General features: G+C 48.6%; 21 protein-coding genes, 1 tRNA gene and 4 pseudogenes. 15 read left to right on the forward strand and 11 right to left on the reverse strand.

Annotated features, from left to right (window positions below; all coding sequences use genetic code 11):
* Window positions 1-7 precede the first annotated feature (7 nt).
* Both HEN21_RS04480 and HEN21_RS04485 read right to left on the reverse strand, forming a co-directional pair.
* Window positions 8-619, reverse strand: a complete 612-nt coding sequence (locus HEN21_RS04480; RefSeq protein WP_404864659.1) for a phospholipase D-like domain-containing protein — start codon at window positions 617-619, stop codon at window positions 8-10.
* A 276-nt stretch (window positions 620-895) separates the two neighbouring features.
* Window positions 896-1,200 (reverse strand): annotated as a pseudogene (locus HEN21_RS04485) (integrase core domain-containing protein); the annotation flags it as partial.
* Between the two features lie 393 nt (window positions 1,201-1,593).
* Here HEN21_RS04485 and HEN21_RS04490 point away from each other — a divergent pair.
* Both HEN21_RS04490 and dcm read left to right on the forward strand, forming a co-directional pair.
* On the forward strand, window positions 1,594-2,313 hold the full coding sequence (locus tag HEN21_RS04490; RefSeq protein ID WP_000054478.1) for an Eco47II family restriction endonuclease: 720 nt from the start codon (window positions 1,594-1,596) through the stop codon (window positions 2,311-2,313).
* A gap of 80 nt (window positions 2,314-2,393) precedes the next feature.
* On the forward strand, window positions 2,394-3,626 hold the full coding sequence (gene dcm, locus HEN21_RS04495) for a DNA (cytosine-5-)-methyltransferase (RefSeq protein ID WP_000910483.1): 1,233 nt from the start codon (window positions 2,394-2,396) through the stop codon (window positions 3,624-3,626).
* 34 nt (window positions 3,627-3,660) lie between these two features.
* On the opposite strand, the pseudogene HEN21_RS04500 reads toward dcm, so the two are convergent.
* A pseudogene (locus HEN21_RS04500) lies at window positions 3,661-4,868 on the reverse strand (IS256 family transposase).
* 177 nt (window positions 4,869-5,045) lie between these two features.
* Window positions 5,046-5,738, reverse strand: a complete 693-nt coding sequence (locus tag HEN21_RS04505; RefSeq protein WP_000032527.1) for a SinI family restriction endonuclease — start codon at window positions 5,736-5,738, stop codon at window positions 5,046-5,048.
* Window positions 5,739-5,901: 163 nt separating this feature from the next.
* Between HEN21_RS04505 and HEN21_RS04510 the strand changes: the two are divergent.
* Window positions 5,902-6,078: pseudogene (locus HEN21_RS04510) on the forward strand (transposase); the annotation flags it as partial.
* 393 nt (window positions 6,079-6,471) lie between these two features.
* Here HEN21_RS04510 and HEN21_RS04515 read toward each other — a convergent pair.
* Window positions 6,472-6,556, reverse strand: a tRNA-Leu gene (locus HEN21_RS04515).
* Between the two features lie 278 nt (window positions 6,557-6,834).
* Between HEN21_RS04515 and HEN21_RS04520 the strand changes: the two are divergent.
* Together HEN21_RS04520 and HEN21_RS04525 are read left to right on the forward strand one after the other, a co-directional pair.
* Window positions 6,835-7,014: pseudogene (locus tag HEN21_RS04520) on the forward strand (alcohol dehydrogenase); the annotation flags it as partial.
* A 116-nt stretch (window positions 7,015-7,130) separates the two neighbouring features.
* Window positions 7,131-8,633 (forward strand): helicase HerA-like C-terminal domain-containing protein, encoded by a 1,503-nt coding sequence (locus HEN21_RS04525; protein WP_016160006.1) that lies wholly within the window; start codon window positions 7,131-7,133, stop codon window positions 8,631-8,633.
* Window positions 8,634-8,760: 127 nt separating this feature from the next.
* Here HEN21_RS04525 and lptG read toward each other — a convergent pair whose 3' ends face one another.
* The 3 genes from lptG to ytgA all read right to left on the reverse strand — a co-directional run bounded on the left by lptG (window position 8,761) and on the right by ytgA (window position 11,056).
* Complete coding sequence (gene lptG / locus HEN21_RS04530) at window positions 8,761-9,843, reverse strand: LPS export ABC transporter permease LptG (RefSeq protein ID WP_010346283.1); 1,083 nt, start codon at window positions 9,841-9,843, stop codon at window positions 8,761-8,763.
* Complete coding sequence (gene lptF, locus HEN21_RS04535) at window positions 9,843-10,943, reverse strand: LPS export ABC transporter permease LptF (RefSeq protein ID WP_000584137.1); 1,101 nt, start codon at window positions 10,941-10,943, stop codon at window positions 9,843-9,845. The genes lptG and lptF overlap by 1 nt, the downstream gene beginning before the upstream one ends.
* Window positions 10,944-11,005: 62 nt before the next feature.
* The gene (gene ytgA, locus HEN21_RS22960) at window positions 11,006-11,056 is read right to left on the reverse strand and encodes a protein YtgA (protein WP_211180521.1); all 51 of its coding nucleotides are present in this window, start codon (window positions 11,054-11,056) and stop codon (window positions 11,006-11,008) included.
* A gap of 153 nt (window positions 11,057-11,209) precedes the next feature.
* Here ytgA and pepA point away from each other — a divergent pair, with 153 nt between their 5' ends.
* From pepA to valS, 3 genes are all read left to right on the forward strand, one after another.
* A complete protein-coding gene (pepA, locus tag HEN21_RS04540; protein ID WP_000397162.1) occupies window positions 11,210-12,721 on the forward strand; it encodes a leucyl aminopeptidase in 1,512 nt (503 codons plus the stop codon).
* A gap of 133 nt (window positions 12,722-12,854) precedes the next feature.
* A complete protein-coding gene (gene holC, locus HEN21_RS04545) occupies window positions 12,855-13,298 on the forward strand; it encodes a DNA polymerase III subunit chi (protein ID WP_000786399.1) in 444 nt (147 codons plus the stop codon).
* Complete coding sequence (valS, locus tag HEN21_RS04550; RefSeq protein ID WP_176252759.1) at window positions 13,298-16,153, forward strand: valine--tRNA ligase; 2,856 nt, start codon at window positions 13,298-13,300, stop codon at window positions 16,151-16,153. Before holC ends, valS begins: the two co-directional genes overlap by 1 nt.
* A 49-nt stretch (window positions 16,154-16,202) precedes the next feature.
* Here the strand turns inward: valS and HEN21_RS04555 are convergent, their stop codons facing one another.
* On the reverse strand, window positions 16,203-17,390 hold the full coding sequence (locus HEN21_RS04555; protein WP_176252760.1) for a YjgN family protein: 1,188 nt from the start codon (window positions 17,388-17,390) through the stop codon (window positions 16,203-16,205).
* A gap of 192 nt (window positions 17,391-17,582) precedes the next feature.
* Here HEN21_RS04555 and HEN21_RS04560 point away from each other — a divergent pair, with 192 nt between their 5' ends.
* Window positions 17,583-18,086, forward strand: coding sequence for a GNAT family N-acetyltransferase (locus HEN21_RS04560; protein ID WP_010353854.1), 504 nt, complete (start codon window positions 17,583-17,585; stop codon window positions 18,084-18,086).
* Between the two features lie 45 nt (window positions 18,087-18,131).
* Here the strand turns inward: HEN21_RS04560 and rraB are convergent, their stop codons facing one another.
* Window positions 18,132-18,548: a ribonuclease E inhibitor RraB gene (rraB, locus tag HEN21_RS04565; RefSeq protein ID WP_000002947.1), complete on the reverse strand. Its 417-nt coding sequence runs from the start codon at window positions 18,546-18,548 to the stop codon at window positions 18,132-18,134.
* 161 nt (window positions 18,549-18,709) lie between these two features.
* Between rraB and argF the strand changes: the two genes are divergently transcribed.
* Window positions 18,710-19,714 (forward strand): ornithine carbamoyltransferase, encoded by a 1,005-nt coding sequence (gene argF, locus HEN21_RS04570; RefSeq protein WP_000012938.1) that lies wholly within the window; start codon window positions 18,710-18,712, stop codon window positions 19,712-19,714.
* 45 nt (window positions 19,715-19,759) lie between these two features.
* On the opposite strand, the gene tabA is transcribed toward argF, so the two are convergent.
* Window positions 19,760-20,212, reverse strand: a complete 453-nt coding sequence (gene tabA, locus HEN21_RS04575) for a toxin-antitoxin biofilm protein TabA (protein ID WP_000583474.1) — start codon at window positions 20,210-20,212, stop codon at window positions 19,760-19,762.
* Window positions 20,213-20,474: 262 nt separating this feature from the next.
* Here tabA and pyrL point away from each other — a divergent pair, with 262 nt between their 5' ends.
* The 5 genes from pyrL to HEN21_RS04600 all read left to right on the forward strand — a co-directional run bounded on the left by pyrL (window position 20,475) and on the right by HEN21_RS04600 (window position 23,002).
* On the forward strand, window positions 20,475-20,609 hold the full coding sequence (gene pyrL, locus HEN21_RS04580; RefSeq protein ID WP_001296693.1) for a pyr operon leader peptide: 135 nt from the start codon (window positions 20,475-20,477) through the stop codon (window positions 20,607-20,609).
* A gap of 2 nt (window positions 20,610-20,611) precedes the next feature.
* Window positions 20,612-21,547, forward strand: a complete 936-nt coding sequence (gene pyrB / locus HEN21_RS04585; protein WP_000013052.1) for an aspartate carbamoyltransferase — start codon at window positions 20,612-20,614, stop codon at window positions 21,545-21,547.
* Between the two features lie 12 nt (window positions 21,548-21,559).
* Complete coding sequence (gene pyrI, locus HEN21_RS04590) at window positions 21,560-22,021, forward strand: aspartate carbamoyltransferase regulatory subunit (RefSeq protein ID WP_000148581.1); 462 nt, start codon at window positions 21,560-21,562, stop codon at window positions 22,019-22,021.
* A gap of 72 nt (window positions 22,022-22,093) precedes the next feature.
* Entirely contained in the window at window positions 22,094-22,480 is a 387-nt protein-coding gene (locus HEN21_RS04595; RefSeq protein WP_000047542.1) for an enamine/imine deaminase, read from the forward strand.
* A gap of 66 nt (window positions 22,481-22,546) precedes the next feature.
* A complete protein-coding gene (locus HEN21_RS04600; RefSeq protein WP_001130090.1) occupies window positions 22,547-23,002 on the forward strand; it encodes a transposase in 456 nt (151 codons plus the stop codon).
* The last annotated feature ends 28 nt before the right edge of the window (window positions 23,003-23,030 follow it).

Consider the following 23,030-nt stretch of genomic DNA (forward strand, 5'->3'; position numbering starts at 1 on the left):
TTCGCACTTATAGCTGACGCTGTTCCAGACTGCTATATATTGCCTTTATTTCATTTTTTACGCCTTCGCCACGGTACACCAAAGACGTATCGTATCGTTGATATTTATCTTCCCGCGCGGCACTGAACCAGTTAAAAGATCCGACGCACAGCAGCTCTTCATCCTCAATCACAATTTTGCTGTGGACACGATTAACCAATTTCGTAGCGATACCCATATTATTGAGCTTTTCAACAGCATCATTCAGCAGATGTCGTTTCTCCTGACGCTTACCATCATCGACATGCGCTATATTGCAGTTTTTATCCGTCACCACGGTAATATCAATGCCCCGGGAACGGGCCAGAGCCATTGACGCCAGAAACCCGGTTTGCTCCACTTTTTGCCAGGATAACCAGGGAGAAATGATCGTTATTTTCTTTTGAGCCCCGGCAAGAGCCTTATTCAAAAATGCATCATGCTGCTCCACACCATGCAGCGTTGAAATCTGTGCATTTGCGGAACTTAAATCTTGTCGTTTCTGAAACTCAAATTGCAACGCATTGTTGTCTGAAGCAAACAGATATGTAGCCAGTAATCCTCGCGGCGAGGAAGCCGGCTGCATCTCAATAAGGTCCATATCCCCAAAAACCAGAAAACTATCTTTCGCACGCGAGACTGCGACATTGAGGATGCTGCTATTGCTATCAATAAACCGCCCATCCTCATGTTTTGAATAGACCGTAGAGAAAAGAACTATCGCCCTCCCTGCAAGGAATGCACAGTTCCCACGGTCAGCGAATCATCTTCGTCACTGCAATTAATCTCCAGCTTACGCAATGACGTCTTGATGGCATTAACCTGTGCCGAAAATGGCGTCACAATGCCAACGACTTTATACAACGGTTTGTAGTGGTCAACAAAAACTGGCCACCGAGTTAGAGTTTTCCAGTATCGATTTTCCGATTCGTTTGGGGGTAACCCACCGTTATATTCGTGCGGTCTTAGTGCGCTGTAATATCCAACGATATAGTCCGTTATGGCGTGAGCTGCCTCGCTGAAGCTTACGTAACCCACCACCGGCATCCATTCGTTCTTCAGACTCCTGAAGAAGCGTTCCATTGGGCTGTTATCCCAGCAGTTTCCACGCCGGCTCATACTCTGCCTGATCCGGTATCGCCACAGTAACTGCCGGAACTGCCTGCTCGTATAATGACTGCCACTGTATAGTTCTGGTCAACAACCAGTTGAGCGGATTCGCATTTGAATTCAGGACTAAAATTTCTTCTTTTCATTTGTGCACCTGTGTTGTTCTGAGGTGAGCATATCACCTCTTTTCAGGTGGCCAAATTCAGTAAACCACTTCAAATCCCCTATCCCTGTAACATATTGCTCGAATCCTCAGCACAAGCCATTCAGATCCCGCCACAACAAACATCCGCTCTTTAAGTGCTTATTGATCGTTTTAATCTATGTCTGTAATCGTTATGATTAGAAAACTTGCTCCAGTGTCGTTTTTGAGAGCTGTCGTGTAATTAGCCGCAACCGCAATAGTCCCCAAAGGTTATTACGCGAAAAATTTATTGAATTATAAAGAATGATGGAGAGACAACTATGTCATTACTTGAATATATCAGTGATGAAGATCTTTTTAACGAAGTTGAAACCTTATTAACGAAAGCTAAAAAGAAAAAAGACGCCGCTGAGAAGACTTTTACCAGCAATGTGATTGACCCTTTTGGTGCACTTTTTGAAGCTCCGGGGTTCTCATCCCATGAAGAGTGGCGAAACTCCGAACTTGCACGACAACAGCAGAAAACCATTCAAAATCATGTTGGTACGTTTCACCAAAAAATTCTCGGCCATGTTGAAGGATGGAGGGATATGGGGATTGGTGGCATCGTTGATCTTCTCAACGAAGAAAGAAGAATCATCGCTGAGGTGAAAAATAAATACTCAACGGTTACTGGCGGGGATTTAGCAGATAAATATAAAGGCTTAGATGAGTTGGTATCACCGAAACATAGCCGATTTAAGGATTACTGTGCGTACTTTGTTAATATAATCCCTCGTAAACCTATCAGATATAACAGCCCCTTTACCCCTTCCAATAAAGGTAGTGGTACTCTGTGTCCTTCGAACCCTAACATTCGAATCATTGATGGTGCGAGTTTCTATGAGCTTGTCACTGGCAGACCAGATGCTCTGCAAGAACTCCATAGTGCTCTCCCTCACGCAATTGAGTATATTTTGAGCGAACGTCTTGGGCAGCAAGGTTTTTCCATCCCTGATAAAGATAGTTTTATTAAGTATTTTGGGCTCGCTTACGGCTGATAACCATGATCAATGTTTGACAAAGCACATGTAAACCCATACAGTAGTAACCATGACTAATGTTGGCATGGTTACTAAATATGTTAAAGGAAGAGTTTTCACTTTCAGAAGTTGCAGACATTTTGGGCGTTTCAAAAGAAACTTTAAGGCGTTGGGATACTGCTGGAAAATTAGTTTCTCAAAGAAATGACGAAAACAACTATCGATTTTATAAAAAAGAGCAACTTAAAAATTTTGAACAAGCTCAGTTTTTATTTAAAAGCCAGTGGCCTGATGAGACTAAAATAAGCAATAATGTTTATACTGTATTAGAGTTATTTGCTGGCGCAGGGGGGATGGCTTTAGGTTTAGAAAAAGCCGGTTTAAAATCTGTTTTACTAAATGAAATTGACTCCCATGCTTGTAAGACGTTACGAAAAAATAGGCCTGAATGGAATGTGGTTGAAGGTGATGTGAGCCAAGTAGACTTCACCCCTTATAGGAATACCGTTGATGTGCTGGCTGGTGGCTTTCCTTGCCAGGCATTCTCTTATGCAGGCAAAAAACTTGGTTTTGAAGATACACGGGGCACCCTTTTCTTTGAATTCGCCCGAGCCGCTAAAGAAATCAATCCGAAAGTTCTTTTAGCAGAGAATGTTCGAGGGTTGCTAAATCATGATGATGGACGAACTTTAGAAACAATAAAAAATATTATCACAGACTTGGGCTACACTTTATTTGAGCCAAGAGTGCTTAAGGCTATTTTCTACAAAGTACCGCAAAAACGCGAGCGTTTGATCATTGTAGCTGTAAGAAATGATCTTGCTGATGGCATCGATTATGAGTGGCCTTCTTCTTACAATAAAATATTAACCCTTAAAGATGCATTAAAAAAGGGAGAGCTGTACGATAGCGACGTGCCAGAATCTGAAGGACAAAAATATCCCAAAAGAAAAGCAGAGATCCTAAGTATGGTTCCTCCCGGTGGCTACTGGAGAGATCTTCCTGAAGATATTCAAAAAGAATACATGCTCAAGAGTTTTTACTTAGGTGGGGGCAAAACTGGTATGGCTCGTCGCTTGTCATGGGATGAACCAAGCCTAACATTAACATGCGCCCCAGCACAGAAACAAACAGAGCGTTGCCACCCAGAAGAAACAAGACCATTAACTGTGCGTGAGTATGCAAGAATACAGACCTTCCCCGATGAATGGGTATTTGAAGGCCCAATGTCAGCGAAATATAAGCAAATAGGAAACGCTGTTCCTGTTAATCTGTCATTTGCTGTTGGCAAATCTGTGGTACATCTTTTAGATAAGATAAATAAAAGATAGACCCTGTAAATAATTCTGTGTAATTGCTGCCATATTAAAGGTGATCGCTCAGGCGGTCACCGAACTCGATAATAAAGCGACTCATCGCCAGCCGCCAGCTCTGGATTGGCATATTCCATTTTTTTGATGCATCCTTGATCGCCAGAGAAATGACCTTCCGCAGCGAGTCGTCAGTCGGGAACACTTTACGCTTCTTAATGGCCGCACGGATCACGCTGTTCAGCGATTCGATAGCGTTCGTGGTGTAGATGGCCTTGCGGATATCGGGCGAATAGCCGAAGAACGTGTTGAGATTTTCCCAGTGCGCACGCCAGCTTTTGCTGATTTGCGGGTATTTATCGTCCCAGACATCCGAGAACTGCTCCAGTGCCACTAGCGCCGCCTCTTCTGTTGGCGCCTGATACACCGTTTTTAACCCGCCGGTGACGGCTTTGTAGTCCTTCCACGATACGTATTTCAGGCTGTTGCGCACCATATGAATGATGCACAACTGGATGTGCGTCTGCGGATACACGCTGTTTATCGCATCCGGGAAGCCTTTCAGACCGTCCACGCAGGCAATAAGGATATCCTGAAGCCCCCGATTCTTAAGCTCTGTCAGCATACCCAGCCAGAACTTCGCCCCTTCGTTCTCGGCCAGCCACATGCCCAGCAACTCTTTCTGGCCTCCAGTATTAATACCGAGTGCAAGGAACACCGCTTTGTTAATTACGGTGCCACCTTGACGAACTTTCACCACGATACAGTCAAGGTAAACAATGGGATACAGTGCATCCAGAGGTCGATTTTGCCATTCTGCAACCTGCTCTTTGACCGCATCAGTGACTTTACATATCAGCGTGGGTGACACATCTGCGTCGTACATCTCTTTGAAGGTGGCGACAATTTCGCGGGTAGTCATATCTTTGGCGTAGAGGGATAAAATCTGGCTGTCCATCTGCGTAATGCGCGTCTGGTGCTTCTTAATCAACTGCGGTTCGAAGGTGTTTTCACGGTCACGCGACGTGTTCAGTTCGATCTCGCCGTCATCGCATAACACCGTTTTGACGAGTAGCCATTGCGGGTGTTTGAGCCTGTTTTGGGCACATTTTTCTCATACCCGAGGTGGTCAGTCAGCTCCGCATTGAGCGCCGTTTCGACGGTACGCTTCGTCAACATGCGGGAAAAAGCATTGAGATCTGCTTCGGTTTTAAGGCCTTTAGCCAGTTCAGCCACAAGGGCTTTGAGTTTCTTTTCGTCCATAATTGCCTGTCTCCGTTACTGGAGTGAACATATCAAAATCAGGCAATTACACAATTTTAATCACAGTCTCTACAGGGTAGGTTTCATGGCCTACCCTTTTATTCTTACTCTATGTTGGATGCGTTAGATTTATTCCAGAATAATTATTATGATAAAAATGAAGTGTTTTCCTCCTCTTTATATTATTTTTACCAAATAATTTTTAACAAAAGCTCTGAAGTCTTCTTCATTTAAATTCTTAGATGATACTTCATCTGGAAAATTTTCCCAATTAGTAGCATCACGCTGTGAGTAAGTTCTAAACCATTTTTTTATTGTTGTATTATCTCTAATCTTACTACTCGATGAGTTTTCGGTATTATCTCTATTTTTAACTTGGAGCAGGTTCCATTCATTGTTTTTTTCATCATAGTGAATAAAATCAACTGCTTTAACACTTGTGCCTGAACACCATATCCATCCAGAAGGTTCTAGTTTTTCAGCAAGATACCTTTCAAGCAAATCACCTACAATATTCTCAGCAGCCATCGACAATCTATGTTCTTCTTTTATTCTCTCAAGATTTTCAGGCTGTATATTAAAACTTATATTAAGAACTATGCTAACCACCTCATCAGGAACCGTTGTAGGTGGCGTGGGTTTTCTTGGCAATCGACTCTCATGAAAACTACGAGCTAAATATTCAATATGTTCCTCTTGACCAACTTTATTCTGCATTTTTTTTGAACGAGGTTTAGAGCAAGCTTCAGGAAACTGAGACAGGAATTTTATTAAAAATTTAAATTTTGAAGAAAGTTCAGGGTTAATAGCATCCATTTTTTGCTTTGCAAGTTCCTCAGCATTCTTAACAAAAGACGTCTCTTTTGACATTGTATTCTCCCGACATCCATTAAGTGTTTGGATGTAGTATAATTTTCTGACTTTGAAAGTTACAGCAAAAGTTTTACTCTCTCACAACTTATGTCGTGGTTTACTGAATTTGGCCACCTGAACAGAAGTGATAAGCCCACCTCATAACAACACAGGTGCACCAATGAAAAGAAGAAGTTTTAGTCCAGAATCCAAACGCGAATCCACTCAACTGGTTGTTGACCAGAACTACACAGTGGCAGATACATTCAAAGCTATGGATGTCGGCCTTTCCACGATTACAAGGTGGGTCAAACAACTGCGTAATGAGTGTCAGGGCAAAACACCCAAAGCCTCCCCCGATAACTCCGGAACATTATCAGGATAACTGTGTACCTTTGCAGGGGCATGGCTGAAATGCTGGCAGAGCCTGCATATCGTTTACAGATACACACCACCATAGACTTGTTTACGCCGCCATTCAGATCTCAAAATCAGATACAGGAAGACAGCACATCGGGCTTGAATGCTTAGTTAGTCTGCTTTGGAAGGATTTATAGACGTGGTATCGTCATCAGCTTCGAGTTTTTAATACCTGTTCGAGCAGTACAACTAGAGGCCGTTACAGTTAAGCTCTCCCATTACCATCATCAACCATAGCGGCAGTCCAAGGTAATAGATTACGGGAAAAGATTAGTAGCAATAGACAGGGTTTTCACCATAACTCGTTGAAAAACAAGCTATTGCATACTTTTGGTGCCGAAGGCCGGACTCGAACCGGCACGTATTTCTACGGTTGATTTTGAATCAACTGCGTCTACCGATTTCGCCACTTCGGCACTGAAGAGGTATGCGGAAAACGTTGTGGATTATACCTGTCATGCGCCGCCATGCAAGCGTCAGCTTGCACCCACATCGCTAAGTGCTGAAAATTTCAGCATTGTCTTCAGCGATGTGTAACCTCTGTCACACTCCAGACACCACGCCCAGCCATGCTCTACACTTTCCAGACAACACATGAGAAGGACAAAAGCATGTGGGCTATGCCGCAAAAGAGGCAGCCGGGAACTGGAACTTTATGAGTACGAGCCCGGTGAACTGACGCCGCAAGATGTCGAGCGTCTCAGGCTCGACAACCGGTACGCCGTATGAACTGCGTAAGCTGATGCGCTTCGCTGCCCGCAGCAAAGTCGCACCAACAACCGAACGGTTCCCGATGTCGAAAATTAACGATGCCATCCAGCATGTACGTGACGGTAAGGCGCGCTACCGCGTGGTTCTGAAAGCTGTCTTCTGATCCCTTTATCAGGTCGATTCTGCCCGGCCTTTAAGACATCTCGCAATCGGCTGAATTTAGTGGTGAAAACTTTTCAACCGTGCCTATACTCCAGGCAGGGAACTGGAGGAAATCTCATGAGCGAACCACTTTTAATTGCACGCACGCCTGACACGGAACTGTTTTTATTACCCGCTATGGCTAACCGTCACGGGCTGATTACTGGCGCAACGGGGACGGGTAAAACTGTCACGCTGCAAAAACTAGCGGAATCACTGTCAGAAATCGGTGTACCCGTGTTTATGGCCGATGTGAAAGGCGATTTGACCGGGGTTGCACAGGAAGGTACGACCTCGGAAAAACTGCTCGCTCGGTTGAAAAGTATCGGCGTCAACGACTGGCAACCACATGCGAATCCAGTGGTGGTGTGGGATATTTTTGGTGAGAAAGGTCATCCAGTACGGGCTACGGTCTCCGATCTGGGGCCGCTGTTGCTTGCACGACTGTTAAATCTTAACGACGTGCAAACTGGTGTGCTGGATATCATCTTCCGCATTGCTGACGATCAGGGACTGTTGTTGCTCGACTTTAAGGATCTTCGGGCCATTACCCAGTACATCGGAGATAACGCCAAATCATTCCAGAATCAGTATGGCAATATCAGTAACGCATCTGTTGGTGCAATCCAGCGCGGATTACTGTCGCTGGAGCAGCAAGGAGCGACGCATTTCTTTGGCGAGCCAATGCTAGATATCAAAGACTGGATGCGTACCGATGCCAACGGCAAAGGCGTTATCAATATCCTTAGCGCCGAAAAGCTCTACCAGATGCCAAAACTGTACGCTGCCAGTCTGCTGTGGATGCTTTCTGAATTGTATGAGCAACTGCCGGAAGCGGGGGATCTGGATAAACCGAAACTCGTCTTTTTCTTCGACGAAGCGCATCTACTGTTTAACGATGCACCGCAGGTGCTGCTGGATAAAATTGAGCAGGTAATACGGCTTATCCGCTCGAAAGGCGTGGGCGTCTGGTTTGTCTCGCAAAACCCTTCGGATATACCCGACAACGTACTCGGGCAGTTGGGGAATCGCGTTCAACACGCTCTGCGCGCCTTTACGCCGAAAGACCAGAAAGCAGTGAAGACGGCAGCGCAAACCATGCGACCCAATCCAGCGTTTGATACAGAAAAGGCAATCCAGGAGCTAGGAACCGGCGAAGCGTTGATCTCATTTCTGGATGCGAAAGGTAGTCCTTCTGTGGTGGAGCGTGCAATGGTGATTGCGCCTTGTTCACGGATGGGACCGGTGACGGAAGATGAGCGTAACGGCCTGATTAATCACTCGCCGGTATATGGCAAGTATGAAGATGACGTGGATCGGGAATCTGCCTATGAGATGCTGCAAAAAGGAGTGCAAACCAGTACCGAACAGCAAAATAATCCACCAGCCAAAGGAAAAGAGATGGCTGTGGATGACGGTATTCTCGGTGGGTTAAAGGACATTTTGTTTGGCACTACCGGACCGCGTGGCGGAAAGAAAGATGGCGTAGTGCAGACTATGGCGAAAAGTGCCGCCCGCCAGGTCACGAACCAGATTATACGCGGTGTGCTGGGGAGCTTGCTGGGAGGGAGAAAAAGGTAAGTAAGGTGCTGTCTGTGCCCCTCACCCTAGCCCTCTCCCCAAAGGGGCGAGGGGAACGATCGAGCTCGTATTTGACTTTATCAAAAATCTGAAAGGGAGCTTTCGCTCCCTTTCTTCACTCATCTGGTTACGATTTTCTCATTAACAGCCACAGGCTGATTAAGAAGAAACTTGCACTTGGCAACAGTGCGCCGATGATCGGCGGGATGCCGTAAACCAACGTCAGCGGGCCGAAGATCTGATCCAGTACATAGAACACAAAACCGAAGCTGATACCAGTAACCACGCGCACGCCCATCGGCACGCTACGCAGTGGGCCGAAGATGAACGACAGAGCCATCAGCATCATCACCGCCACGGATAGCGGCTGGAAGATTTTGCTCCACATGTTGAGCTGATAACGTCCGGCGTCCTGACCGCTCGACTTCAGATACTTCACATAGTTGTGCAAACCGCTGATGGAGAGTGCATCCGGGTCCAGCGCCACCACGCCCAGTTTGTCTGGAGTGAGGTTGGTTTTCCAGGTGCCACTCACGGTCTGTGAACCGGTGATTTGTTTTGGATTAGTCAGGTCAGATTCATCAACCTGCGACAGACGCCAGACTTTATGTTCAGGATCAAACTTAGCGGAAGCGGCATAGCGCACAGATTGCAGACGACGATTTTCGTTAAAGGCATAAATACTGATACCCCCTAACTCTTCGTCACCTTTTACCCGCTCAATATAGACAAAATTATTGCCATCTTTAGCCCATAAACCTTGCTGGGTAGAGAGCAACGAGCCGCCGTACATCGCCTGTGCACGGTAGTTACGTGCCATCTGCTCGCCCTGCGGTGCGACCCATTCGCCAATCGCCATCGTCAGCAAGACCAGCGGAATGGCGGTTTTCATTACCGACAACGCCACCTGCATACGGGTAAAACCAGAAGCCTGCATCACCACCAGTTCGCTGCGCTGCGCCAGCATCCCAAGACCCAGCAACGCCCCCAGCAGAGCCGCCATCGGGAAGAAGATTTGCACATCTTTCGGCACGCTCAGCAGGGTATACATTCCTGCGCCTAACGCGTCGTAACTCCCCTGCCCGGCTTTTTTCAGCTGATCGACAAATTTGATAATGCCGGAGAGCGACACCAGCATGAACAGCGTCATCATGATGGTGGTGAAAATAGTTTTACCGATATAGCGGTCAAGTACGCCAAAAGGTTGCATCACACCGCTCCTTTACGCGAAAAACTGGCGCGCAGGCGGCGGACCGGCACGGTGTCCCAAAGGTTGAGAACAATCGCCAAAGCCAGATAAATCAGGTTAACAGTCCACATCCACAGCGTCGGGTCCAGCTTACCTTTGCCGCCGTTCGATTTCAGGGAGGTCTGGATCAGGAAGAAAAGCAGATACAGCAGCATCGCAGGCAGCATCGACAGTACGCGTCCCTGACGTGGGTTAACCACGCTCAACGGTACAACCATGAGCGCCATCATAAACACGGTGAATACCAACGTGATACGCCAGTTCAGTTCCGCCCGGGCGCGATCGGTGTCGGTGTTCCACAACGTGCGCATGTCCATCTGGTCGGTATCGTTCGGGTCGAGCGCCACCGCCTGGTGACCAATGATCGCCTGATAATCCTGGAAGTCAGTAATGCGGAAATCACGTAACAGTGCAGTGCCTTCGAAACGCGTTCCCTGGTTGAGAGTCACCACCTGAGAGCCATCCCGCAACTGAGTTAAATGTCCGGAATCGGCCACCACCACAGAAGGTCGTGCATTACCTTTTGGTCGAATTTGCGCGAGGAACACATCTTTGAAATCGCTGCCGTCAACGCTTTCGATGAACAGCACCGAGCTGCCATTGGTCGCTTGCTGGAATTGCCCTTGCGCCAGCGCCGCCATACCAGGGTTAGCTTTCGCTTCGGCTAACACCTCATCCTGATGACGCGATGACCACGGCCCCGCCCACATGACGTTAACCGCCGCGACAATCGCCGTGAACACCGCGAGAACCATTGCCGCTTTCACCAGAACCGCTTTGCTCAGGCCGCAGGCATGCATTACCGTAATTTCACTTTCGGTATACAGTTTACCCAACGTCATCAGCAGCCCGAGGAACAGGCTTAATGGCAGGATAAGCTGCGCCATTTCCGGCACGCCCAACCCGAGAAGGGAGAGCACCAGGTTCGCCGGAATGTCGCCGTCAACCGCTGCGCCGAGTATCCTCACTAACTTTTGACAGAAGAAGATCAAAAGCAAGATGAAGAGTATCGCCAGCTGGCTTTTGAGCGTCTCCCGAACCAGATATCTTATGATTATCACTTTAAATACGCCCGTAAAAACTCGTCTTTTGCAGGATTTTAGCTTGTTTCATGGCTTAAACGTCATTTATTCTCTTGAGTCGTCGAAATCGTCGCTAAGATAATTATACTCAACGGATTCACCTCTCAGATTTTGTTCTGACGTGCCAATGCCGTAATAACGTTAAGATTAACACGAAGTCATCGCAACAGCGGACATGAGTTACGAAAGCTTGCAATTCTATCTGTAGCCACCGCCGTTGTCTTTAAGATTCAGGAGCGTAGTGCATGGAGTTTAGTGTAAAAAGCGGTAGCCCGGAGAAACAGCGGAGTGCCTGCATCGTCGTGGGCGTCTTCGAACCACGTCGCCTTTCTCCGATTGCAGAACAGCTCGATAAGATCAGTGATGGGTACATCAGCGCCCTGCTGCGTCGGGGCGAACTGGAAGGAAAACCGGGGCAGACCCTGTTGCTGCACCATGTGCCAAATGTGCTCTCCGAGCGCATCCTCCTTATTGGTTGCGGCAAAGAACGTGAGCTGGATGAGCGTCAGTACAAGCAGGTTATTCAGAAAACCATTAATACACTGAATGATACTGGTTCAATGGAAGCGGTCTGTTTCCTGACCGAGCTGCACGTCAAAGGTCGCAACAACTACTGGAAAGTGCGTCAGGCGGTCGAGACGGCAAAAGAGACGCTCTACAGCTTTGACCAGCTGAAAACAAACAAGACCGAGCCGCGTCGTCCGCTGCGTAAGATGGTCTTCAACGTGCCGACCCGCCGCGAACTGACCAGCGGTGAGCGCGCGATCCAGCACGGTCTGGCGATTGCCGCCGGGATCAAAGCCGCGAAAGATCTCGGCAATATGCCACCGAATATCTGTAACGCCGCTTACCTCGCCTCTCAGGCGCGCCAGTTGGCTGACAGCTACAGCAAGAATGTCATCACCCGCGTTATCGGCGAACAGCAGATGAAAGAGCTGGGGATGCACTCCTATCTGGCAGTTGGTCAGGGTTCACAAAACGAATCGCTGATGTCGGTGATTGAGTACAAAGGTAATGCGTCAGAAGATGCGCGCCCGATTGTGCTGGTGGGTAAAGGTTTAACCTTCGACTCCGGCGGTATCTCGATCAAGCCTTCAGAAGGCATGGATGAGATGAAGTACGATATGTGCGGCGCGGCGGCGGTTTACGGCGTGATGCGGATGGTCGCGGAGCTGCAACTGCCGATTAACGTTATCGGCGTTCTGGCAGGGTGCGAAAACATGCCAGGCGGTCGTGCCTATCGTCCGGGTGATGTGTTAACCACCATGTCCGGTCAAACCGTTGAAGTACTAAACACCGACGCCGAAGGCCGTCTGGTGCTGTGCGATGTGTTAACTTACGTTGAGCGTTTTGAGCCGGAAGCGGTGATTGACGTAGCGACGTTGACCGGTGCCTGCGTAATCGCGCTGGGTCATCACATCACCGGCCTGATGGCGAACCATAATCCGCTGGCCCATGAGCTGATTGCCGCGTCTGAACAGTCTGGCGACCGCGCATGGCGTTTACCGCTGGGTGATGAGTATCAGGAACAGCTGGAATCCAATTTTGCTGATATGGCGAACATTGGCGGGCGTCCTGGCGGGGCGATTACCGCAGGTTGCTTCCTGTCGCGCTTTACCCGTAAGTACAACTGGGCGCACCTGGATATCGCGGGAACCGCATGGCGTTCTGGAAAAGCAAAAGGCGCAACCGGTCGTCCGGTAGCGTTGCTGGCACAGTTCCTGCTGAATCGCGCCGGGTTTAACGGCGAAGAGTAAGTTTGCGTTTTACCCTCACCCTAACCCTCTCCCTAAGGGAGAGGGAACCGATCGAGCGCAATAGAAATTCATTGCTCATCTTTCAGGATGAGGAATGCAGCAATATTTAAATCCACCACAAGAAGCCCCATATATGAAAAACGCAACGTTCTACCTTCTGGACAATGACACCACCGTCGATGGCTTAAGCGCCGTTGAGCAATTGGTGTGTGAAATTGCCGCAGAACGTTGGCGCAGCGGTAAGCGCGTGCTCATCGCCTGTGAAGATGAAAAGCAGGCTTACCGGCTGGATGAAGCCCTGTGGGCGCGTCCGGCAGAAAGTTTTGTTCCGCACAATTTAGCGGGAGAAGGACCGCGCGGCGGTGCGCCGGTGGAGATCGCCTGGCCGCAAAAACGTAGCAGCAGCCCGCGTGATATATTGATTAGTCTGCGAACAAGCTTTGCAGATTTTGCCACCGCTTTCACAGAAGTGGTAGACTTCGTTCCTTATGAAGATTCTCTGAAACAACTGGCGCGCGAACGCTATAAAGCCTACCGCGTGGCTGGTTTCAACCTGAATACGGCAACCTGGAAATAATGGAAAAGACATACAACCCACAAGATATCGAACAGCCGCTTTACGAGCACTGGGAAAAGCAGGGCTACTTTAAGCCTAATGGCGATGAAAGCCAGGAAAGTTTCTGCATCATGATCCCGCCGCCGAACGTCACCGGCAGTTTGCATATGGGTCACGCCTTCCAGCAAACCATCATGGATACCATGATCCGCTATCAGCGTATGCAGGGTAAAAACACCCTGTGGCAGGTCGGTACTGACCACGCCGGGATCGCTACCCAGATGGTCGTTGAGCGCAAGATTGCCGCAGAAGAAGGTAAAACCCGTCACGACTATGGCCGCGAAGCCTTCATCGACAAAATCTGGGAATGGAAAGCAGAATCCGGCGGCACCATTACCCGTCAGATGCGTCGTCTTGGCAACTCCGTAGACTGGGAGCGTGAACGCTTCACCATGGACGAAGGTCTGTCCAATGCGGTGAAAGAAGTTTTCGTTCGTCTGTATAAAGAAGATCTGATTTACCGTGGTAAACGCCTGGTAAACTGGGATCCGAAACTGCGTACCGCCATCTCTGACCTGGAAGTGGAAAACCGCGAGTCGAAAGGCTCAATGTGGCACATCCGCTATCCGCTGGCTGACGGCGCGAAGACCGCAGATGGTAAAGATTATCTGGTGGTTGCGACCACCCGTCCGGAAACCCTGCTGGGCGATACCGGCGTGGCTGTTAACCCGGAAGATCCGCGTTATAAAGATCTGATTGGCAAATATGTCATTCTGCCGCTGGTTAACCGTCGTATTCCGATCGTTGGCGACGAACACGCCGACATGGAAAAAGGCACCGGCTGCGTGAAGATCACTCCGGCACACGACTTTAACGACTATGAAGTCGGTAAACGTCACGCCCTGCCGATGATCAACATCCTGACCTTTGACGGCGATATCCGTGAAAGCGCCCAGGTATTCGATACCAAAGGTAACGAATCCGACGTTTATTCCAGCGAAATCCCGGCAGAGTTCCAGAAACTCGAGCGTTTTGCTGCGCGTAAAGCAGTCGTTGCTGCGGTTGACGCACTCGGCCTGCTGGAAGAAATTAAACCGCACGACCTGACCGTTCCTTACGGCGACCGTGGCGGCGTGGTTATCGAACCGATGCTGACCGACCAGTGGTACGTTCGTGCCGACGTGCTGGCGAAACCGGCGGTTGAAGCAGTTGAGAACGGCGACATTCAGTTCGTACCGAAGCAGTACGAAAACATGTACTTCTCCTGGATGCGCGATATTCAGGACTGGTGTATCTCTCGTCAGCTGTGGTGGGGTCACCGAATCCCGGCATGGTACGACGAAGCGGGTAACGTTTATGTTGGCCGCAACGAAGATGAAGTGCGTCAGGAAAACAACCTGAGCGCGGACGTCGCGCTGCGTCAGGACGAAGACGTTCTCGACACCTGGTTCTCTTCCGCGCTGTGGACCTTCTCTACTCTTGGCTGGCCGGAAAACACCGACGCCCTGCGTCAGTTCCACCCGACCAGCGTGATGGTTTCTGGCTTCGACATCATCTTCTTCTGGATTGCCCGCATGATCATGATGACCATGCACTTCATCAAAGATGAAAATGGCAAACCGCAGGTGCCGTTCCACACTGTTTACATGACCGGCCTGATTCGTGACGACGAAGGCCAGAAGATGTCCAAATCCAAGGGTAACGTTATTGACCCGCTGGATATGGTCGACGGTATTTCGCTGCCTGAACTGCTGGAAAAACGTACCGGCAACATGATGCAGCCGCAGCTGGCGGACAAAATCCGTAAGCGCACCGAGAAGCAGTTCCCGAACGGCATTGAGCCGCACGGTACTGACGCCCTGCGCTTCACCCTGGCGGCGCTGGCTTCTACTGGTCGTGACATCAACTGGGATATGAAGCGTCTGGAAGGTTACCGTAACTTCTGTAACAAACTGTGGAACGCCAGCCGCTTTGTGCTGATGAACACAGAAGGTCAGGATTGCGGCTTCAACGGCGGCGAAATGACGCTGTCGCTGGCGGATCGCTGGATTCTGGCGGAGTTCAACCAGACCATCAAAGCGTACCGCGAAGCACTGGATAGCTTCCGCTTCGATATCGCTGCAGGCATTCTGTATGAATTCACCTGGAACCAGTTCTGTGACTGGTATCTGGAGCTGACCAAGCCGGTAATGAACGGCGGAACCGAGGCCGAGCTGCGCGGTACTCGCCATACGCTGGTTACGGTACTGGAAGGTCTGCTGCGCCTCGCGCATCCGATTATTCCGTTCATCACCGAAACTATCTGGCAGCGCGTAAAAGTGCTTTGCGGCATCACCGCTGACACCATCATGCTGCAGCCGTTCCCGCAGTACGATGCATCTCAGGTTGATGAAGCCGCACTGGCCGATACCGAGTGGCTGAAACAAGCGATCGTTGCGGTACGTAACATCCGTGCAGAAATGAACATCGCGCCGGGCAAACCGCTGGAGCTGCTGCTGCGTGGTTGCAGTGCGGATGCGGAACGTCGCGTAAATGAAAACCGTGGCTTCCTGCAAACCCTGGCGCGTCTGGAAAGCATCACCGTGCTGCCAGCCGATGACAAAGGTCCGGTTTCTGTTACGAAGATCATCGACGGCGCAGAGCTGCTGATCCCGATGGCAGGCCTTATCAACAAAGAAGATGAGCTGGCGCGTCTGGCGAAAGAAGTGGCGAAGATTGAAGGTGAAATCAGCCGCATCGAGAACAAGCTGGCGAATGAAGGCTTTGTCGCCCGCGCACCGGAAGCGGTCATCGCGAAAGAGCGTGAGAAGCTGGAAGGCTATGCAGAAGCGAAAGCGAAGCTGATTGAACAGCAGGCTGTTATCGCTGCACTGTAATCAATACAGTAAAGAAAATGAAGGCCGGAGCATACTCCGGCCTTTTTATTTAGATAAACGGAACATACGGCATAATACCGCGAGAAATCCACATTAACGGACCGCTATCCTGCGGTTTGTCATCATTGGTTAACTCCAGCGAATCAAGGTCACCCTGAACGTGGGTATTGTTGGCAATCCAGCTAATCATCCACATTTTCAACCAGGGGTAAGCCAGGCCACAGGTGATTGAGGCTCCCATTAATACTGCAAACATGCGCAGAAGCATACCGAACGTGGTAATGGACGAATGAAAACGAATTGTTCCATTTGCCAGCGTTAAATTATTCAGAAACAGATTGCGTAACGTGACATAGAGATAACTGGAAAACACAAGAATCGCAACAAAATACAGGAAGTAGGAAGCCGTAATCTGCGGGTAATATTGCAATACAAGCTCACCTCCTGCATCAGACTGCCCCAACATGCTCATCATTATTAACTGCTGGAATACTGGCGCAATCATAATACCAATCACAATGATGAAAGGAGCCATAGTTAATATTGCGAGTGTACATCCTTTAATGCATTCTTTTACGTTTACCTGAATAGAAAATTTATGAATGCCAAAAGTTGCATTATTACCCAGCAATGGCATCCATTTACTATAGGTTATACCATGGACAACACCCAGCCCGATGGCAGAAAGCAAACTTAACGCGACTAAGTTAAAGAATAATCCTCCTATCGATGTCGTCACTTGCGCAATAAGATACAGTGCGAACCAAAAAGCTAACGCCAACAGAACAGGCAGACCTAACATGACCCACCATGCACGGAGCATCGAGCAGTTAAAGCCAAAGCGAATGCCATTCAGTGAGGTCATGTTCGCCTGATATTGCAGACTCTTCACTGCCATGCAAGGAATACCGCAGATCAAGAGAGCAAACAGGAGAAAACCAAGAACAAAGTGCTGGCCTGAAAAACAAGAAATACTGAGAAGATAAACGACCATAATAAGGAACATGCTAACGAAAATGGCACCACCTGTTCCCTTATAACTAAATGGTTGCCCATTGAGTGTCACATGTTGATAAATATAACGACGGCACTTCACCAATGCCCACGGCCCATATATTCCCAGAGTAATAATTGTCAGTAAAAAATTCACAAGACAAATAAGAAAATACTCACCACCTTTGCCTGTAAAAACAAATGAGTGACGAGATTTATCTTTCCCGACGGTTACACCATTCATGAATCATATCCCTAAAATAAATTCCATTCATATAGATAATAATCCCAGTAAATTGATACTGGTACGCCTAGAATACGCTTTCTCAAAGAGATATATGCTTAATATTTTCTGATTTATCTTCTTCTTGCACCGCATAAGCGAGGGTGGTATTAAAGTGAGCTATAAATCATACATTTGAAATTGAGCTATGCTATGAATGTTGTCGCTTCTCCCGCGCTCCGTTTGCGCAAACTTACTGCCGCCGATAATCCCGCCATCGCCAGCGTCATCCGCCAGGTATCCGCAGAATACGGTCTTACCGCTGATAAAGGCTACACCGTCGCCGATCCCAATCTCGACGAATTGTATCAAGTGTATAGTCAGCCTGGTCATGCGTATTGGGTAGTTGAACACAATGGCGAAGTGGTGGGCGGCGGCGGGATTGCGCCATTAGCAGGTAGTGAATCGGACATTTGCGAACTGCAAAAGATGTATTTTCTTCCTGCTATTCGCGGTAAAGGACTGGCGAAAAAACTGGCCTTAATGGCGATGGAGCAGGCGCGAGAAATGGGCTTCAAACGCTGCTATCTGGAAACGACCGCTTTTTTAAAAGAAGCGATTGGTTTGTATGAACATTTAGGTTTTCAACATATCGATTACGCACTTGGTTGCACGGGCCATGTCGATTGTGAAGTGCGGATGCTGCGTAAACTCTAAAAAAATGCCCGCTAGTGTGTACTAGCGGGCATTTTAATCAATTAATTAGTGACGAACACCGTCATCGTCTTCGTCGACATAATCTTCATCGTCGCCATCTTCGCCGTTAGGATCTTCAAAGTAAGTGCCCCAACCGTCGTATTCAACGTCGAATTTCTCTGCCAGGTTCATCAATTGCTCAACCTGGGCGTCGATAAGATCGGCATTCAACGCGCATTCGCTGAGGATGTCACAGCAAATTACGATATCGCCATCTTCCACTTCCAGCTCTTCCGGATCGGTCACTTCGTAACCGAGTTTAAACGCTTCAACCGCTGCTTTTTCCAGGGTTTCCAGATCGTCTGCGGAAAGGTGATGTTCGATGGTGTACAGCGCGTCCGGATCGCTGCCATCTTCCAGTAATTCTTCAATAATCAAACGCGTTTCTTCACGCTGTTCTTCCAGTTGTTCCGGGTTTGCCATGGCTCATTCCTCTTAATGTCCTGCCGATACTCTTATTGTCACACACCACTGACATTGCCTCCACCTTTGTGACAAAGATTTATGTTTTAGACTTGCAAATGAATAATCATCCATATAAATTGAATTTTAATTCATTACGGCGTTAGCCACAGGAGGGATCTATGTCCGGGTTTTATCATAAACATTTCCTGAAATTACTCGATTTCACGCCAGCTGAACTCAACAGCCTGCTGCAGTTAGCTGCGAAGCTGAAAGCCGATAAGAAAAGCGGTAAAGAAGAAGCCAGACTCACAGGTAAAAATATCGCGCTCATCTTCGAAAAAGACTCGACTCGTACCCGATGCTCTTTCGAAGTTGCCGCATATGACCAGGGCGCACGTGTCACTTATCTCGGCCCCAGCGGCAGCCAGATTGGCCATAAAGAGTCGATTAAAGATACCGCCCGCGTACTTGGTCGCATGTATGACGGTATTCAGTATCGCGGCTATGGTCAGGAGATTGTCGAAACGCTGGCGGAATATGCAGGTGTTCCGGTATGGAACGGCCTGACCAATGAGTTTCATCCTACACAGCTTCTGGCGGATCTGCTGACCATGCAGGAGCATTTACCAGGTAAAGCTTTCAATGAGATGACGCTGGTTTATGCCGGAGATGCACGCAACAACATGGGTAACTCAATGCTGGAAGCTGCGGCGTTGACCGGTCTGGATTTACGCCTGGTAGCGCCACAAGCGTGCTGGCCGGAAGCTTCGCTGGTTACGGAATGCCGCGCCCTGGCGCAGCAAAATGGCGGGAATATTACGCTGACAGAAGATATCGCAGCAGGCGTTAAAGGGGCCGACTTTATTTACACCGATGTGTGGGTGTCGATGGGGGAAGCGAAAGAGAAATGGGCAGAACGTATTGCATTGCTGCGTGATTATCAGGTGAATAGCAAAATGATGCAGTTGACCGGTAATCCAGACGTCAAATTCCTGCACTGCCTGCCCGCGTTTCATGACGACCAAACGACGCTAGGTAAAAAGATGGCAGAAGAGTTTGGCCTGCACGGTGGGATGGAAGTGACGGATGAGGTCTTTGAATCTGCCGCCAGTATTGTTTTTGATCAGGCGGAAAACCGCATGCATACCATCAAAGCGGTAATGGTTGCGACGCTCGCCCAATAACGCCAGTACCGGAGGCGGCGTAACGTCGCCTCCAGCATAATCCACTTACGCCATCAGCATTTTCACAACCGCTTTGCGAACCTGGGCTGGCTCGCCCACTGCGCATAGTGGCTTGTGTACTTCACCCGGATAGAACACGACAAAGTCGCCTTCATTGAGGATAACTGTTTTCTCCTCAACACCTTCTGGCAAAAAGGCGATGTCTTTATCGGCTAACCAATCGGTATCCGGCGTGCCCGCAGGTTGTGTGCTGAAGGTCATGCCTTCCTGCCCTTTTAGCACAATCTGAATATCGAGATAGCGGGCATGGTACTCCGCACGGCGTGCTTCATACGGCTCGGTCATATCTTCAGAGATAAGATAAAACAGGCGGTTGCCTTCGATGTCGTGCTTACCTTTTGGCGTTTCTGCCGTAACGTGCGCTTTAATATACTCAATCGCCTGGCGTAACTCTTCCGGTAACCATTGCTGGAGATTATGAATATTTCCGATGATCATTTTTTCATTCCCTCAATTAAAACATCGTTTCATTTCTCTTGTTATACGTAATTCCTTACTGCCATACCAGCATTTTTTGCCGCCTGATTGCGCCAGCGCATATTTTTCCACCCACATTCCCCCCCCAAATTCATTTCGTTATAAATTCAAATTTGAAGCATATAAATTCACAACAATCGTTTACCTGGGGAATTTCTTGCATTAATCGCTTGATCCCACTTTCTGGCTGAGTATAATGCCGGACAATTTGCCGGGAGGATGTATGGTTCAGTGTGTTCGACATTTTGTCTTACCGCGTCTGAAAAAAGACGCTGGCCTGCCGTTTTTCTTCCCGTTGATCACCCATTCCCAGCCCCTCAATCGAGGGGCTTTTTTTTGCCCAGGCGTCAGGAGATAAACATGGCTAATCCGCTATATCAAAAACACATCATTTCCATAAATGACCTTAGTCGCGATGACCTTAATCTGGTGCTGGCGACAGCGGCGAAACTGAAAGCAAACCCGCAACCAGAGTTGTTGAAACATAAAGTGATTGCCAGTTGCTTCTTCGAAGCATCAACCCGCACCCGCCTCTCTTTCGAAACCTCGATGCACCGCCTGGGCGCTAGTGTGGTGGGATTCTCTGACAGCGCAAACACCTCACTGGGAAAAAAAGGTGAAACGCTGGCTGATACCATCTCGGTTATCAGCACTTACGTCGATGCAATTGTGATGCGCCATCCGCAGGAAGGTGCGGCGCGCCTGGCAACCGAGTTTTCCGGCAATGTGCCGGTGCTGAACGCCGGTGATGGTTCCAACCAACATCCGACGCAAACCTTGCTGGATCTGTTCACCATTCAGGAAACCCAGGGACGTCTGGACAATCTTCGCGTCGCAATGGTCGGCGACCTGAAATATGGTCGCACCGTTCACTCCCTGACTCAGGCGTTAGCGAAGTTCGACGGCAACCGTTTTTACTTCATCGCGCCGGACGCGCTGGCAATGCCGCAGTACATTCTGGACATGCTTGATGAAAAAGGTATCGCCTGGAGCCTGCATAGCTCCATTGAAGAAGTGATGGCGGAAGTGGACATTCTGTATATGACCCGCGTGCAAAAAGAACGCCTGGATCCGTCCGAATACGCTAACGTAAAAGCGCAGTTTGTCCTGCGCGCCAGCGACCTTCACAACGCCAAAGCCAATATGAAAGTGCTGCATCCGCTGCCGCGTATTGATGAAATTGCAACGGATGTCGATAAAACGCCGCACGCCTGGTACTTCCAGCAAGCAGGCAACGGTATTTTCGCTCGCCAGGCGTTACTGGCGCTGGTTCTGAATCGCGATCTGGTACTGTAAGGGGAAATTGAGATGACACACGATAATAAATTGCAGGTTGAAGCTATTAAACGCGGCACGGTAATTGACCATATCCCCGCCCAGATCGGTTTTAAGCTGTTGAGTCTGTTCAAACTGACCGAAACGGATCAGCGTATCACCATCGGTCTGAACCTGCCTTCTGGCGAGATGGGGCGCAAAGATCTGATCAAGATCGAAAATACCTTTTTGAGTGAAGATCAGGTAGACCAACTGGCGCTGTACGCACCGCAAGCCACAGTAAATCGTATCGACAATTATGAAGTGGTTGGTAAATCGCGCCCCAGCCTGCCGGAGCGCATCGACAATGTGCTGGTCTGCCCGAACAGCAACTGTATCAGCCATGCCGAACCGGTTTCTTCCAGCTTTGCAGTGCGAAAACGCGCCAATGACATCGCGCTCAAATGCAAATACTGCGAAAAAGAGTTTTCCCATAATGTGGTGCTGGCCAATTAATTGCGGTTGGTAATAAAAGTCTGGCTCCCTATAATGAGCCAGACTTTTTACCGCTGTAATAAAGGAGAAATCATGAGCAAAACTATCGCTACGGAAAATGCACCGGCAGCTATCGGACCTTATGTTCAGGGCGTTGATCTGGGCAGTATGATCATCACCTCCGGTCAGATCCCGGTAAACCCGAAAACTGGCGAAGTACCGGCAGACGTAGCAGCACAAGCGCGTCAGTCACTGGATAACGTAAAAGCGATCGTGGAAGCGGCTGGCCTGAAAGTGGGCGACATCGTTAAAACCACCGTGTTTGTGAAAGATCTGAACGACTTCGCAACCGTAAATGCGACTTACGAAGCCTTCTTCACCGAACACAACGCTACCTTCCCGGCACGTTCTTGCGTTGAAGTTGCTCGTCTGCCAAAAGACGTGAAGATTGAGATCGAAGCGATCGCTGTTCGTCGCTAATCTCTGTCAGAAAGATAATCCAGGAATCGCGCCTGGATTATCTGATTCAACCACGGAGGGTTGAAGATGGCTAAATCCCGTTTCACGAATGAACAAATTGCTGAAATTTTACAGCGGTCAAAAGAAGGTACGTCTAATAAGGAGCTATGTGAACACTATCAATTTAGTATTAGCACGCTGCGGCGCTGGCAAGAACAGCACGCTGAAGGCATCAGAAGCGAATTAAAAAAAATAGAATCCAAAGCGCAAATCGTCTTTCTGCTTTTCTTTGCTGTCTCCATTATACTCACGCTTATATTTGGCAAACCAACAGGTGGATGGGTAATACCGCCTTTATTACTTTATTGTGTTTATTATATCCGCCTGTATCGCAACATCTCCTCCAGACACATTAAAAAAGAAGACATCTTTCTCTCTCGTTCGGTAAATAAAAGCTATAGCGCCCTTTATAATTTGAGCTGGACGTTTATTTGTTTTTTTATTTTTGCAGTAATTTATTTTTTTGTTCAGGTCTTTTCGTAGGAGACTGACCAGTAAGAATATTTATCGA

It is taken from the genome of Escherichia sp. 93.1518 (assembly GCF_013368915.2).
Lineage (GTDB): Bacteria > Pseudomonadota > Gammaproteobacteria > Enterobacterales > Enterobacteriaceae > Escherichia > Escherichia ruysiae.